Origin of the sequence: Paenarthrobacter sp. CM16 (genome assembly GCF_013179505.1) — a bacterium.
Taxonomy (GTDB): Bacteria; Actinomycetota; Actinomycetes; order Actinomycetales; family Micrococcaceae; genus Arthrobacter.
On record NZ_JABMCX010000112.1, the window covers coordinates 1 to 14,759 of the forward strand.

Consider the following 14,759-nt stretch of genomic DNA (forward strand, 5'->3'; position numbering starts at 1 on the left):
GCCCTCGCAGCGTCCAGGAAGGCCGATGAATACCGGTCCGCCGGCGACTCCGTCGATGCCCAGAAGTTCGACAACCTGGCCAAGGTCGCCATCCAGCGCCAGATGACCGCAGAGTCCGAGGCGAAGGCCGCTGAGCCCAGCATCGCGTCCCAGACCGAGGTAGTGGACAAGCTCAAGACCGGGCTTGACCAGATGAAGAACAAGCTCAACCAGCTGACCGCCAAGCGCAACGAGCTCGTAGCACGCTCCAAGACCGCCGCAGCACAGTCCCAGGTCCACGATGCCCTCAAGAGCATCGACATCATGGATCCCACCAGCGAGGTGGGCCGCTTCGAAGAGAAGATCCGCCGTGAAGAGGCCAAGGTCCTGGGCCAGCAGGAACTCGCAAGCTCCAGCCTTGACGCTCAGTTCAACCAGCTCGAGGACCTCGGAGAGCAGACGGAAATCGAAGCCCGCCTTGCTGCACTGAAGTCCGGTGGTTCCAAGCCGGCAATCGGCGCGGGCGCACCTGCTTCAAGCGGCGCAACCGTCGACGAAGCCGACTTCGACAAGCTCTAGGACGCAGCGGGCCATCTGCCCGGAGCATACTGCTGAATAAGCCAATGGGCCGGATCCTGAAAAGGGTCCGGCCCATTGTGTTGGGGCTACTTTTTGGCTGGGGCTCCCCTATGGAGAATGCACTGCGGCATTCTGCCCGGGACTGACATCCGTTGCCACTTCAGCGCGGATCTCGAACCCTTTGGGGTGGAAGTACGTCACCGTGCACTCGAGGACCTCCCCATGTGGGCCCAGGGTGGTCCGTTCCAGCCGGGGCACCATGGCGAAGCCACGGACGTTGAGCGCGTCCGCGAGGTGTTCCGGGGGCTCATGCATGGTGACGGTGATTTCGGCGCGTTGGAGGGGCTTCAGCGTCCTGTCCTGGATGACCTGGTAGATGGAGTTTCGCTCGGCGTCCGCGAGGCTGATGTGGCGACCAATATGAGACGGAATGAAGATCTCCGCAATAGCGTAGGGCCAGCCAGCGCTTGAATATGATCGGCGGATCACCAGGACAAGGTTGTCATCAGAGACCAGCTTTGCCGGCACTGTCTTGTCCTTCTCCATCCACTTGTACTCAATGAGGCCTTTGACGGTCTTCATGCCGGCCGCCGTGAACGTCTCCATGAAGGGCGCCAGCCGATTGAGCATTTTCACAGGACGTTGGGCCATCACAAAAGTACCTTTGCCCTGCCTGCGGACCAGCAGGCCCTTCACAACCAAAGTCTCGATCGCTTTCCGGACAGTCGTCCGGCTGATGCCGTAAGCATCCATCAAGGACTCTTCCGTCGGTATCCGGGACCCAGGCTCGAGTTGGCTGACTTGGTCCGTCAGGACGTCTGCTACCTGCTGGTAAACAGCGACGGGACTGTCTCTCTGAAGCACTTCCCGCTTATGGCCTAATTTGTAGTCTCCATTGACCATAGGGTGTTCCATCCATTTCCTGCTTCAGCACATCCGGGTTTGATGCTAACACCAGCCGTACAGGGACTGGTTAAACAAAAGATCCGGATCAGTTGATACTGATCCGGATCTTTTCTCCAGTTGCGGGGACAGGATTTGAACCTGTGACCTCTGGGTTATGAGCCCAGCGAGCTACCGAACTGCTCCACCCCGCGTCGCAAGAACAACTCTACCGTACCCCCGGGGCGCTTCTGACCATATGGCATCCAAGGTGCCGCAGATCACTATCGCATGCCTCAAGGCCACCTCCGCATCGGTGCCGGGGATCACTCCCGCGCCCCAGGAGGCCGGCAAATCCTCCACCACCGGCGGTCCGCGTCCACCTGCGAACCGCTAGCCCTGATGGAAGCGAGGATCAGGGGCGAGGGACATGAAAGAGGGTCGCGCCCAAACCCGAGGGACCTGAAAGATGGTCGCGCACACACCCGAGGGACATGAAAGAGGGTCACAACCAAACCCGAGGGACATGAAAGAGGGTCACAACCAAACACGAGGGACCTGAAAGAGGGTCGCGCCCAAACACGAGGGACCTGACAGAGGGCCGCGCACAAACCCGGAGGACATGAGACAGGGTCAAAGCTTTGAGGGTAAACAAAAGGTCCGGATCAGTGAATACTGATCCGGACCTTTTCTCCAGTTGCGGGGACAGGATTTGAACCTGTGACCTCTGGGTTATGAGCCCAGCGAGCTACCGAACTGCTCCACCCCGCGTCGCAAGAACAACATTACCGTCAGGTGAATGGGAGACCAAATCCTGACTGCGTGATGTGCGTCTCCCCATAGTAAAAAGGCCGGTACCCGCCCCCGTCAGGGAGTGGGCAGCGGCCTTTGAACCTCTGTAGCCGCTAGCTGCTCGGCGAGGGCGACGGCGTGGCGCTCGGCGTAGCCTCAGGCGTTGCCGTTGGAGTTGATGCGGCACCCAGACGCGTTTCCGCGTCCAAGGCCTTCTTCAAAGCCTCGGAGAGCTTGGTTTGCTGCTGGCCATAGGCGGCAAAGTCGCCCTTGGCCAACGCGGCCTGGCCGTCGGTGATCGCTTTGTTGGCCTCGTCCAATGCTGCCTTCAGCTCCGCCTTCGCGTCGGTGGGTCCAGCAGGCGGCGTTGTGGTGCCCGGAGGCGCAGTGGGCGTTTGGCCGTTGTTGTCGGCGTCTCCGGCTGTGGCACCGGAATTGCCGCCGAACAGTTGGTCCAGTGCCTCATCCAGGGTCGGAGCAAAGCCGATCTTGTCACCGAAGGCCACCAGCACGCGCTGCAACGTGGGGTAGGACGTTTCGCCAGTGGACTTTAGATAGACCGGCTGGACGTACAGCAGGCCACCGCCGACGGGCAACGTCAACAGGTTTCCGTTCAAGACATCCGAGGCACCCTGCCGGAGCAGGTTCAACGCCTGGGAGACTGTGGGATCGGAGTTGAACTTGTTCTGTGCTTGGCCAGGCCCAGGTACCTGGGTATCGGTGGGGAGCTCAAGGAGCCGAAGCTTCCCGTAGCTCTCCCCCTTCACACCCTTCACGTTTCCAGCATCAGAGTCGGCAGCGAGGAAGCCGTACAAGATATTCCTCGCGCTGCCGTTGACCGTCTGCGGAATGAAGGACGAGGTCAGCTGGAAGGCCGGCTTCTCCTGGTCGGGCATCTGCAGCGACATGTAGAACGGCGGCTGCTTGACGGCTTCCGAAACGGTGGGATCGTTCGGAACGCTCCAAGCATCGTTGTTCTGGTAGAAGCTGTCCGGGTCTGTCACGTGGTAGCGGCCGAGAAGTTCGCGCTGGACTTTGAAGAGGTCTTCCGGGTACCGAACGTGGCTCATGAGGTCGCCGGACATTTCCGAGTATGGCTTGATGACGGTCGGGAAGACCTTCTGCCACGCTTTCAGGATGGGGTCCTGATCGTCCCAGGCGTACAGGTTGACCGAACCGTCGTAAGCATCAACGGTGGCCTTGACCGAGTTGCGGATGTAGTTGACCGAGCTGTTCGGCAAGGCCACAGTGCGGCCTGCGCTTGTCTGCGAGTCGGCTGTGGCGTTCTGCAACTGCTGCGGCTGGGAGTACGGGAAGTACTGGCTGGTGGTGTACCCGTCAACAATCCACTTCACGCGTCCATCAACAACGGCCGGGTAGGCGTTGCCGTCAACAGTCAGGTACGGAGCCAGCTTCTCGACGCGTTCGCGCGGATTGCGTTCGTAAAGGATCTGGGACTCGGCGTTGACACCATCGGACAGCAGTAGATCCGACGACTGGAACTTGATGGAGTAGAGGATCCGGTTGAGCCAGTTGCCAACGTTGGGTCCTCCGTTGCCGCTGAATGTGTACTGGGTCTCTCCCCCGCCCTCCCTGCCTGCAGGTCGGTCCTGTTCACGGTTCGGAGCACCATCAGGTGCACCCACAATGGAGTACTCAGGCGAGTTTTCGCCGAAGTAGATACGGGGCTCGTACGTGGTGTCATTGCCGAGGACGCCGTTGGACGGGATGCCTGACTGCAGGAACTCCGGCTTTCCATCGGCAGTGAACTTATTACCCTTGGCAGCCACCACACCGTAACCGTGGGTGTAGACAATGTGCCTGTTCACCCACGTCTGCTGGTTGGCACTCAAGCCATCCGGGTTCAGCTCGCGAACAGCGATCACGGTGTCCTGGACCTTGCCGTCAACCATGTAACGGTCAACGTTCAGGGTCTGCGGGAACTGGTAGTACGGGCGGTACTGTTCCAGCTGGGCAAACGCTGAAGATATAAGGTTCGGGTCCAAAAGTCGGATGTTGGCCGTGGTTTGCGCATCTGCGGCGAGTGCGCCGGTTGTGGCGGTGGTGGTTGCGTTGTAGGCCGATACATCAATCTTGTCCAAGCCATAAGCGGCCCGGGTCATCTTGATGTTCCGGTCGATAAATTCCTTCTCCAAGGTGTTTTCGGAAGGACGAACCTGGAACTGCTGGATAACCCACGGATAAACTCCACCGGCAAGGATGGCTGTGATGACCAACATCGCGGTACCGATCACCGGCAGGCGCCAGCGTCCGATGATCGCGGCAATGATGAACAGAATGGCCACAAGGCCCGCGGCAACCGCCAGGATGGCCTTTGTGGGAACAACGGCATTGACATCCGTGTAGAGAGCACCGGCCCAGCGGCCCGAATTGCCCTGAACCGTGGTGTACCGGTCAAGCCAGAAATTGATGCCCAGCAAGACCAGGAAAAGAGCACCGGTCACAGCGATGTGGATCTGCGCGGCACGGCTGGTGAAGATGCCGCGTTCCATCAACCGGATGCTGCCGTAAAGGTAGTGGGTCAGGATTCCGGCAATGCCGGCAACGACGGCGATGCTGATCAGGAATCCGGTGACGAAGCCCAGGAACGGAAGCGACATCAAGTAGAAGCTGATGTCGAGGTTGAACAGCGGGTCCGTCTGGCCGAATGGCTCCTGGTTGAAGAAGAGCAAGGCCTTCTGCCACTGGCTGGCTGCCGCGCTGCCGGCGAACAGGCCGAACAGGATGGGCAGGCCGATCATGACAACCCGGCGTACAGGCTCAAGCTGGGCCTGGTAACGGTTGAGGTTGTCCCGCGACTCGGCGTCCGGAGCATAAACGGGGCGGGAGCGGTACGCGATCCTGATGGCAAAGAAAACAGCGGCGAACATCATGGCGAAACCGATCAGGAAAGTGATGATCCTGGCCAGGTTCTCGCGTATGTACACTTCGAAGAAACCAAGCTGCTGGTACCAGAGGACGTCGGTCCACACATTGGCGAAGAAAATGAACCCGACGACGGCCACTGCCACGACAATGAGTGTCGGCGTCAGGGCACCTCGTCTCAGCGGTGATCTTCCGGGCGGGTTGGAGCTGGCGGGACGGGACAAACTCTGTACCTCATTGGTGTCAGTGAACAGTCGGTATGCGAGTGGTTGACATTCTCTGCCGCTGGGATATGGCGGAGGCCGTCACATATGCCACGAGTGGCGGTGGAGCTAAGTTCCACCGCCAGTCTAGTTGTTTGTGCAGGTGGGAAGGCTCGTCGTGTCTTCTCCTGACCCGAGCCGCTTCACCGCCGAGGTGGCATCGGCCAGTGTTTCCACCTTCACAACCTGCAAACCCTCGGGAACATGGCCTACGACGTCAGCGCAATTGGCAGCCGGCGCCAGGAACATTGTGGCCCCCTGCTGCCGGGCTCCGATCATTTTCTGGGCAATCCCTCCGATGGGACCCACTGCGCCGTCGGCTGTAATTGTTCCCGTACCAGCCACGTGTTTGCCCCCTGTCAGGTCACCGGGCTCAAGGTTGTCGATAATACCCAGGGCGAACATCATTCCAGCGCTGGGTCCACCCACGTTCTCCAAGGAAATGCTGACATCGAAAGGGAAAGTGAAGTCGCTGGCCAGCAGTACGCCCAGGACATAGCGGTCAGCGGAATTCCGGGTCGGGGTAACTGTTTCCGTGACAGCAGCCCCCTTCCGCTCTACCACCACGGCAGCTGGCGCCCCTGCACCGGCAGCCAACTCGGCTTGGATGACGCTCATTGAAGTGATGGCCTTGCCGTTGATGGACTTCAGGAGGTCGCCTTCCTGAATCTTCCCGGCCGAAGGCGACCCTTCCGAGAGGCCTGCTACGTTCAATTTCTGCTCGAACGGGATATCCAACTCGCGCAACGCCGCTGCGAATGCATTCTCCTGGGACGTCTCCATGGCGATTTCGCCCTCTTGCACCGTCTGTTCCGCGGTGGTGCCCTTGGGATAGATCAGTTCCTCCGGATAAATGGCCTTGGAACTGTCCAGCCAGGCGCGGAAGACGTCAAAAATGGTGGCAGGGCTCTTGGGACCGCCGGTCATGACCACGGTGGTGAGATCCAGGTTGCCGTTGGCTGGAAAGGACTCCCGTCCGGAAATGCTGATGACAGGCTTGTCGCCGTCCTTGCCCAAGGTATTGAACGTGGGCCCGGCTGATTCGATGACGTAGGGAACGGGGAGCGCCGCAGCGCCAATGCCGAGCCCCAGTGCCAGCAGGCCCGAGATCACCATGATCATGTACCTGGTGTCGCGCGGCGGTGCCGGTGGCACTGGGGAGGGATCGGCGTCGGAGGTTTGACGCGGATCCAATGAGCCCTCGGGGCTGGGCGAAGTAAGCATTGAGGCCTCTCTATGCCGGCATTGGGTGACCGGTTCCTTGGCTGGTGCCGCCGCGGAAGGCAGCGGCACATACCAAACATCAACACTACGCGGTCCGACGTTGGCGGACTGCTTTGCCTACAGCGAACGGCGCCACATGCAGGCAGACAGCGTTCCGGCCGCGGGGTACGGTGAAAGAGATCACCAGCCAGTTCGACGATCGGCGGCACCATGACATCCAACCCCAACAACCCGTCCAACGACGACGACACTCCCAAGGATCCGCTGGCAGAAATGCTGCAGAACCTGATGGGCGGCCAGGGCATGGGCAACATCGATCCCGCCGAGCTCGCCAAAGCCGCCGGCCTGCCCAACGATCCCCAACTGCTCCAGCAGATGTTCGCGCAAGTCCAGGCCATGATGAGTTCCACCTCCGAGGGACCCGTGAACTGGCAGCTCGCCCATGAGAATGCCCGGCGCGTTGCAGCAGCTGGCAGCGATCCCTCAGTGAGCGCAGTGCAGGCCCGGGAGATCGACGAAGCCCTCAGGCTTGCGGAATTGTGGCTTGACCCTGTGACTGATCTTTCCGCGACCGGCCTGATCGGCCGTGCGTGGTCGCGCGCAGAATGGGTGGAAGCGACCCTCGGCACCTGGAAGCGTTTGACCGAACCCGTTGCCAACAGCGTCGCCAATGCACTGTCCAACGCCCTCACCCAGCAGATGCCCGAGGAAATGAAATCCATGATGGGGGGCGCCTCTTCCATGCTCCAGAACATGGGTGGCGCAATCTTCGGTATGCAACTGGGGCAGGCCATCGGGGCGCTTTCAGCCGAGGTTGTCAGCTCCACCGATATCGGTGTTCCTTTGGCCGATTTGGAAATGGCACTGTTGCCCGCCAACGTTGCCAAATTCGGTGAAGGCCTCAGCCTCCCGGAGAATGACGTCCGCCTGTTCCTTGCCGTACGGGAAGCGGCTCACGCAAGGCTGTTCGTTCAGGTCCCGTGGTTGCGCGGACACCTCCTGGGCGCCATTGAGGCATACGCCCGCGGCATCCACATTGATATGTCGCGCATAGAGGACCTTGCCCGGGATCTTGATCCCAGCAACCCCGAGGGCATTCAGGAAGCACTCTCGCAGGGCGTCTTTACCCCTGAGCGCACACCGGTTCAGACGGCCGCATTGGAGAAGCTTGAAACCGCCCTGGCGCTGGTTGAGGGCTGGGTAGACGAACTCACCGCAGAAGCCACAGACAAGGTCCTCCCTTCCGCCACCGCGCTCCGCGAGACGGTACGTCGGCGCCGCGCCACCGGCGGCCCTGCTGAACACGCGTTCTCATCACTGGTCGGTCTGGAACTGCGCCCCCGCAGGCTCCGGGAAGCGGCCACGCTGTGGGCGACACTGAAGGAAGAACGAGGCATTGCCGGCCGGGACGCGATCTGGCACCACCCGGATTTGCTGCCTACCGGTGAAGACCTTGACGATCCCAAGGGCTTCTCCGAACGCCGTCGCTTGGCCGAAGCAAGCGACAGCGAGGTTGATGACGCCCTGCAGAAGCTGCTCAGTGGCGGCTATGACGCCAAGGAATCGGAAGAACCTCACGCCGGTGAAGGGACCTCCGCAACCAATAACGACGGAGAAAACCCCGGAAGCGAAGCGGAACAGGACAACACCGACACGGAAGGCCCTGCCAAGTAGGCAGGCCGGAAACAGAGAGGAACGGCCGCCATGTTTTTGGCGGCCGTTCCTTCGTTAAGCACCTTAATCCGTCACCGGGTCTGAATCCGGGGAAAGACCCCTTGAGGTGGCAAACGCCACGCCTTCCAGGAAGGCCTTGGCACGCTCGGTCTCGGGATACGCCTCCACAAGCCTCCAAAAATTGGCGTTGTGCCCCGCTACCAGCAAGTGAGCGAGCTCGTGAACCAGGACGTAATCGATGACCCACTGCGGCATGGACTGCAGCTTGTTGGACAGCCTGATGGTGCCGTCCGCCGGCGTGGCTGAACCCCATCGCGAATTCTGGTTGCTGACCCAGCGCACGGACGTCGGGACGGCCCGTCCACCCAAGTATGTCCGGGACAGATGCGCGGCATGCTCAGCGAGGACTTCGTCGGTAGCCGGGCGGCGCCTGCCCTGGCCTGACCGCCGTTCGCCCTGCGTCTTCAGCTTCGCCAGCATACGGTGAACCCACTCCCGTTCCTGGGATTTGGTGAAGCTGGCCGGGATGGCCACCACGGCTTTGCCATCCTCCCAGAACGCGGCAACCGTCCTGCGCCGTCTGGCCGAGCGGCGCACCACTACTGGAGCGCCATCGTCTGTGACGAGGGGAATGCCGGAGTCCGCAGCCGATCGGCGCGACATCAGAGTTCCGTGCTCTCGGCCAGGACCGTCAGGACCGCTTCACCGTAGCGTTCGAGCTTGGAGGGTCCGATTCCCGCCAAACCGGCCAGGTCCTCCAAGGAAGATGGCTTGGCCTCGGCGATGGCAGTAAGCGTTGCGTCAGTGAAAACAACATAGGCCGGGACATCGGCTGACTTTGCTTCATCCTTGCGCCACTGCCTCAGCGCATCAAAGGTTTGCTCCTCATAGGACGGCGGGCACTGGTTGCAGCGTCCCACCTTGCGTTCGGCACCGCTGGCCAGCATGCTTCCGCACACCCTGCACGACGCCGGCGCTGCAGCTTTCCGACGCGTGGGACCTGTTTTGCTGCGGGCGTTCGCGGACGCCACCGAGTTGGGCCGGAGTCCGTCAAGAAACCGCGATGGCTTGCGGTTGGCACGGCCACCGGGCGTCCGGGCCGTGGACCAGGACAAATTGAGGTGTTCCCGTGCCCTGGTGATTCCGACGTACAGCAGCCGCCGTTCCTCATCAACGTCTTCAGGAGTATCCGCGAAGGAGATGGGCATGAGACCTTCACTGAGACCCACCAGGAACACCGCGTCCCATTCCAGCCCTTTGGCCGCGTGCAGGGACGCCAACGTTACTCCCTGGACGGTGGGCGCGTGCTGGGCTACTGAGCGTTCCTGGAGTTCGTTAACGAACTCTGCCAGCGTGAAGGTTTCGCCACGGCTTACGGCCAGCTCATCAGCCAAGGCGACCAATGCTGCCAACGACTCCCAGCGCTCACGGAGGGCTCCCCCGTTGTGCGGTGGGGCGTCTGTGTAACCAAGCGATGCCACGATGTCCCGCACGATTTGTCCCAGTGGTTCCTGGGGACCCTCGGCCACGGCCCGGGTGGCGGCCCTGAGTTGGAGGATGGCATCACGGACTTCCTTGCGGGCGAAGAACCTCTCACCACCGCGAAGCTGGTACCCAATACCGGCTGATGCCAGTGCTTGTTCATAGGCCTCGGACTGGCCGTTGGTGCGGAACAGGATGGCGATCTCGCTGGCCTTGACCCCGGTATCCAGCAGCTCCTGAATACGGCCTGCCACCACCGCCGCCTCGGCTTCGTCATCAGGGCATTCCATGAAGCGGGGTTCAGGACCGCTTGGCCTTTGCGCGATGAGTTTGAGCGGAGGCGCCCAAGCAGCATCAGCAACGGGGCCACCGCTGCGCCGGGACCCAAGGAGTTCGTTGGCCAACTTAACCACTTGCGGGGTGGACCTGTAATCGCGAACCAACTTCACCACGGTGGCGTCCGGGAACTGCGCCTTGAACCCGAGGAGATGCTTGGGTGATGCACCTGTAAAGGAGTAAATCGTCTGGCTGGCGTCACCAACCACGCAGAGCTCATTCCTGCCGCCCAGCCACAGATCCAGAAGCCGCTGTTGCAAAGGTGAAACGTCCTGGTACTCGTCCACGACGAAATGGCGGTACTGTTCCCGGACTGTTGCAGCCACCTTCGGGTCCTCTTGGAGGATGCCTACTGTGATGAGGAGGACATCTTCGAAGTCGATGACATTCCGGTCAGTCTTGATGTCCTCGTAAGCCTGGAAAACCCTGGAGACAGCGGTGAGGTCAAAACCACCCGGCGTCCCGCGGTCCTGGGCGTTCTCAAGATAATTGGCCGGCGTCAGCATGGACACTTTGGCCCATTCAATTTCCGCGGCCAGGTCCCTGATGGTGGCGCGGTCGGTGCTGAGCCGGAGCCTGCGGGAGGCCTCCGCGATCATGTTGGCCTTGTGATCCAACAGATTCGGCAACGTACCCCCAATGGCCTGGGGCCAGAAGAACTGCAACTGCCTCAGGGCTGCTGCATGGAAAGTCCGGGACTGGACATTCGCCACACCAAGGTCGCGAAGCCTGCTGCGCATTTCCGCTGCAGCCCTGGCTGTGAACGTCACGGCCAGCAGACGCTGCGGGCTATAGACGCCGGAGTGGACTCCGTACGCAATGCGGTGGGTGATGGCACGTGTCTTTCCCGTGCCCGCTCCCGCGAGAACACACAGTGGCCCCGTCAGGGTACTTGCTACTTCGCGCTGCTCTTCATCCAAGCCGCCGAGGATGCGCTCCTCAAGTGAACCACCGGCGTCAAAAATGTCTTCTGTCACGGCTGGAGGTCTTCGATGACGCCGCCGTACCAGTGTTCAATGAGGGAACGCGCAATGGACAGTCGCGTGGAAATGGTGATCTCACCGCTCGAAACGGCTGCCTGCAGCTCTTCGCGGCTGAACCACCGCGCCCTGGTGACTTCCACGCCGTCGGGCCTGGCAACTGAGTCTTCGGTAGTGGCGGTGAACCCCAGCATCAGGGACGCGGGGAAGGGCCAGGACTGAGAGCCAAGGTACTGGCAGGCCGAGACGCGCACGCCCACTTCTTCCCCGATTTCCCGAACGACGGCCTGCTCCAGGGATTCACCGGGCTCGACGAAACCGGCAAGCGTGGAGTAATTCTTGGCGTCAGTGGGTCCACCACCGCCCAGAAGAAGGCGGCCGTCCGGACCCACCACGGTGACTATGATCGCAGGATCCGTCCGCGGGTAATGCTCAGAGTTGTCTCGGGGGCACCGACGTACCCATCCACCGGACTCAATGTCCGTGGGACTTCCACACTGCGGGCAGTGTGTGTGCGTCGCGTGCCAGTTGGAGATGGCACTGGCCTCAATGAACAGAGCAGTATCGCTGGCATCCAGTCGCCCGGCAACTTCCCGGAAACCTGCCCACTGGGCATCTGCGGGTATCCCGGCGGTGTCCGGCGCGGGAGGCTCAGTTGCCGTAAACAACAGAACAGGTGTGCCGGCAGGCAAGGAAGAAGATTCCAAGGTGATGCCCAGGTATATAGCCGAGGTAACGCCGTAATCTGTTCCGTTGAGGGCATTCCACAGGGAGGTGGCATCCCCGAACCACAGGCCCTGAGCGGTCACCAGTGCCTTGCGCTGGGAGATAACCATGGCCTTGGCCGTGCCCGAAGCGATCAGATCCTCCACCATGCCCGGCTTCATCCGGACACCGGAGCCCCGATCAACCATGGCAGGGCGCACTGGAAGAACAGTATCCATCAGGTGGTTGGCCAGCGCCGGTGACTCCCTATAGCTCATGTATCTACCGTACTGACTCATACCGACAAAAAACATTTTGGAGGGTGCCACCTTGTGGATGCATCACTGCCCGGCGTCCATGGCTGGGAGAATTGCCATGTTTCACAGCGGATCTGAAGACTCGCCGCACTGCATCATGGCCACAGGCCACACTCAATCTACCGTTGAGAAGGTGAGAAGAACACCGCTCGAACTGGCCGCTATAGCAACTGCGGCGGTGCCTGGCCTGGCACCGACGGCTACAGCCTTTTCCCCCGACGACGACGCCGACTTTGACTCGGCGCTGCTGCTGGACCCGGATGGCAAGCGCTGGCGCGTCCGTTCGCCGCGCCATCCCGAGGCCAGCACGCGGCTGGAAACCGAATTCATGGTTCTGCGCGCCTTCACTCCGGCCATCCGTGCCGAACTGCCGTTCCACGTGCCCACCATTGCCGGAACTGTGCGTCAAGGCGACCTCACTACCTTTGTCTACACCCACCTGCAGGGTGCAATGCTCTCCATTGAGGAACTCTCTGCCGGCAGCCCTGCCCTTGCACGGGAAATCGGCACTGCGCTGGCCGCCGTCCACGACCTCCCCTTGACCTTGGTAACCAATGCGGACCTACCAAGCTACTCAGCCAACGAGTTCCGGCAGCGCAAGCTCAATGAGCTGGACCAGGCGGCAACCACTGGCAAAATTCCGGCTACCCTGCTCCGACGCTGGGAGCATGCCCTGGAGGACGTTGCTCTGTGGCGGTTCAACTCTTCGGTGGTCCACGGCGATCTGCACGAAGACAACCTCATGGTGCAGGGCGACTCCGTCACCGCCCTGACCGGGTGGACCGATCTGCGAATCGGTGATCCGGCCGATGACTTCGCTTGGCTGGTGGCATCCAATGAAGCATCCTTCGTAGATGCCGTGCTGAACAGCTACACCCAGGCGCGCCGCGAGACGCCGGATATCCACTTGCTCCGGCGGGCAGCCCTGTTGGCCGAGTTCGCCCTCGCCCAATACTTGGTCAAGGCTCTGGCTGCCGGGCACCAAAGCATGACGGCGGAGGCGGAGTCCATGCTTCGGACGCTCGCCGATGACATAGACGAGCAAGCGCGGCGGGAAGAAGAGGCAGCACAGTCCGCCGAGGACGAGGCCGCTGAATTGCAGGCTGCCGAACTGCAGGGTGCCGGCATTCCGTCAAGCCCGAAGCCGCCCGTCACCGTTGTGGCAATTCCCGACGCCGGACCCACGGTTACGGTGGCCACCATAGCGCCCGCTGTGGAGTCGGAGACCCCGGCCAGTGGAGCGTTGGACCCATCGCCGGAGGGAACCGCCGCAGCACCAGCCGATGACGCCAAGGACGAGGAAACGAAAACAGGGGCCGAGGCCGGCGACTCCCATGGAACTGGAAACGCCGACGACACCTCTACGGCCGCCATCAGCGTGGTCAAGGTGACGCCGCTTCATACTGCCAACCGGTTCTAGTACCAACTGGTTCCAGTACCAACTAGTCCTGGAGCCCTGCGGCAACATGTCCAACCGGCGTTATTGCCAAGCGGTGTTATTGCCAGGCGGCGCTAACGCCCCCACCCTCGGTCTTCAACGCCCTGGCAACGATGTGCTCCAGCTCCTCGGCGGTGCCCAGATCGTGCGGTTTGACCACTGAGTCATCCGCAACGTAGTAGAAAGCTGCGCTGACCTCTTCAAGGGGCACGTCCTTCAGCCTGGACCAAGCCAGCCGGTAAACGGCCAACTGCACTGCGCGAGTGGCCAATTGCCGACCAGCCGGGCGTCGTCCTGTCTTCCAGTCGATCAACTGCCATCGGCCATCGGCATCGCGGAACACGGCATCAATACGCCCTCGGACAACGACGTCGCCAATCCGTGTCTCGACAGGCACCTCGATGAAAGCGGGGGCCCGCTGAGCCCACTCGGACTTCTTGAACGCGGCCACCATTTCGTCCAACCCGTAGGCCTCATCGATGTGGGAATCCGAGCCCGGAGCCTCATCAAGGTCAAGCATGCCCGTAGTCCCGAAGTACTCTTCCACCCACGCATGGAAGGCCGTGCCCTTGCGCGCCGAAATACCAGGTTCACGAGGTACAGGCCTGCGAAGCTGGGACAGCACTGTGGCCGGGTCGGCACCGAGGTCCACGAAGAGTGAGGCTGAAATGTGGCTCGGCAGGTGGACGTCCTGGGTGGTCTTGCGTTGCTGTTGACGATCCAGGAGAAGCTCTGCTTCCTTGGACCATTTGGCCGCCAAGCCTGTGGACTCAGGTACCAGTGCCTGATACGAAGCGTCGGCGATGAAGGCACGGACGTTTGCTGCTGCCTGGTCCATGGCGACCCTGCGGCCGGGAACCAGACTGAGGCGGGCTCCTGTCCGGGGATCGGAGGGACCTTCAAGGGGGTCATAGGGGAAACCGGCAATTTCAAGTGTTGCCGTCAACGGGCTTTCTTCAGGGAGTGCTTCCTCAGCCACGGATTCAGGATGAACCACCGCCGAACCTGCCCGGCCCCCGGGAGTGCCGCTGCCTTCACCGGCAGCAACTCCGGCAAGTGGTGCCAGTTCGGAGAGAAATGCGGACATGCCGGCCATTCCGGATCGCGAGCCGTTCCAGGCAGCGCTTGACGCCCACAGGATGAACTTCGCCCGCGTGTAGGCCACGTAAGCAAGCCGCCGTTCCTCGGCTTCACCGTGATGCTGGACCTCGGACTTGAAATC

General features: G+C 61.5%; 10 protein-coding genes and 2 tRNA genes. 3 read left to right on the forward strand and 9 right to left on the reverse strand.

Translation table 11 applies throughout. The annotated features are described in order from the left end of the window. A partial coding sequence (locus HP499_RS11640) for a PspA/IM30 family protein (protein ID WP_172324222.1) occupies window positions 1-558 on the forward strand: 558 nt, incomplete at its 5' end. A gap of 108 nt (window positions 559-666) precedes the next feature. Here the strand turns inward: HP499_RS11640 and HP499_RS11645 are convergent. From HP499_RS11645 to HP499_RS11665, 5 genes are all read right to left on the reverse strand, one after another. Continuing rightward, window positions 667-1,461: a GntR family transcriptional regulator gene (locus HP499_RS11645; RefSeq protein ID WP_172324223.1), complete on the reverse strand. Its 795-nt coding sequence runs from the start codon at window positions 1,459-1,461 to the stop codon at window positions 667-669. 120 nt (window positions 1,462-1,581) lie between these two features. Continuing rightward, window positions 1,582-1,655 (reverse strand) — tRNA-Met (locus HP499_RS11650). A gap of 482 nt (window positions 1,656-2,137) precedes the next feature. Then, window positions 2,138-2,211, reverse strand: a tRNA-Met gene (locus HP499_RS11655). 134 nt (window positions 2,212-2,345) lie between these two features. Beyond that, window positions 2,346-5,342: a UPF0182 family protein gene (locus HP499_RS11660; protein ID WP_172324224.1), complete on the reverse strand. Its 2,997-nt coding sequence runs from the start codon at window positions 5,340-5,342 to the stop codon at window positions 2,346-2,348. 126 nt (window positions 5,343-5,468) lie between these two features. Next, the gene (locus HP499_RS11665) at window positions 5,469-6,605 is read right to left on the reverse strand and encodes a PDZ domain-containing protein (RefSeq protein WP_172324225.1); all 1,137 of its coding nucleotides are present in this window, start codon (window positions 6,603-6,605) and stop codon (window positions 5,469-5,471) included. Window positions 6,606-6,815: 210 nt separating this feature from the next. On the opposite strand from HP499_RS11665, the gene HP499_RS11670 reads away from it, so the two are divergent. Further along, window positions 6,816-8,279 (forward strand): zinc-dependent metalloprotease, encoded by a 1,464-nt coding sequence (locus HP499_RS11670; protein WP_172324226.1) that lies wholly within the window; start codon window positions 6,816-6,818, stop codon window positions 8,277-8,279. Window positions 8,280-8,342: 63 nt separating this feature from the next. Here HP499_RS11670 and HP499_RS11675 read toward each other — a convergent pair whose 3' ends face one another. Genes HP499_RS11675 through nudC form a run of 3 tightly spaced genes read right to left on the reverse strand, consistent with a single transcriptional unit; the run spans window position 8,343 to window position 12,060 of the window. Then, complete coding sequence (locus HP499_RS11675; RefSeq protein ID WP_172324227.1) at window positions 8,343-8,942, reverse strand: M48 family metallopeptidase; 600 nt, start codon at window positions 8,940-8,942, stop codon at window positions 8,343-8,345. After that, complete coding sequence (locus HP499_RS11680) at window positions 8,942-11,074, reverse strand: UvrD-helicase domain-containing protein (protein ID WP_172324228.1); 2,133 nt, start codon at window positions 11,072-11,074, stop codon at window positions 8,942-8,944. The genes HP499_RS11675 and HP499_RS11680 overlap by 1 nt, the downstream gene beginning before the upstream one ends. Then, on the reverse strand, window positions 11,071-12,060 hold the full coding sequence (nudC, locus tag HP499_RS11685; protein ID WP_172324229.1) for an NAD(+) diphosphatase: 990 nt from the start codon (window positions 12,058-12,060) through the stop codon (window positions 11,071-11,073). Before nudC ends, HP499_RS11680 begins: the two co-directional genes overlap by 4 nt. A 172-nt stretch (window positions 12,061-12,232) precedes the next feature. Here nudC and HP499_RS11690 point away from each other — a divergent pair, with 172 nt between their 5' ends. After that, window positions 12,233-13,519, forward strand: a complete 1,287-nt coding sequence (locus HP499_RS11690; protein WP_172324230.1) for a phosphotransferase — start codon at window positions 12,233-12,235, stop codon at window positions 13,517-13,519. 76 nt (window positions 13,520-13,595) lie between these two features. On the opposite strand, the gene HP499_RS11695 is transcribed toward HP499_RS11690, so the two are convergent. Beyond that, window positions 13,596-14,759 (reverse strand): PD-(D/E)XK nuclease family protein (locus tag HP499_RS11695; protein WP_172324231.1); only part of this gene is annotated, 1,164 nt, incomplete at its 5' end.

Bases quoted from the DNA above. Each gene is read 5' to 3' on its own strand.
- HP499_RS11675 (WP_172324227.1), bottom strand. From the start codon at position 8,942: ATGTCGCGCCGATCGGCTGCGGACTCCGGCATTCCCCTCGTCACAGAC.
- HP499_RS11665 (WP_172324225.1), bottom strand. From the start codon at position 6,605: ATGCTTACTTCGCCCAGCCCCGAGGGCTCATTGGATCCGCGTCAAACC.
- HP499_RS11645 (WP_172324223.1), bottom strand. From the start codon at position 1,461: ATGGTCAATGGAGACTACAAATTAGGCCATAAGCGGGAAGTGCTTCAG.
- HP499_RS11670 (WP_172324226.1), top strand. From the start codon at position 6,816: ATGACATCCAACCCCAACAACCCGTCCAACGACGACGACACTCCCAAG.
- nudC (WP_172324229.1), bottom strand. From the start codon at position 12,060: ATGAGCTATAGGGAGTCACCGGCGCTGGCCAACCACCTGATGGATACT.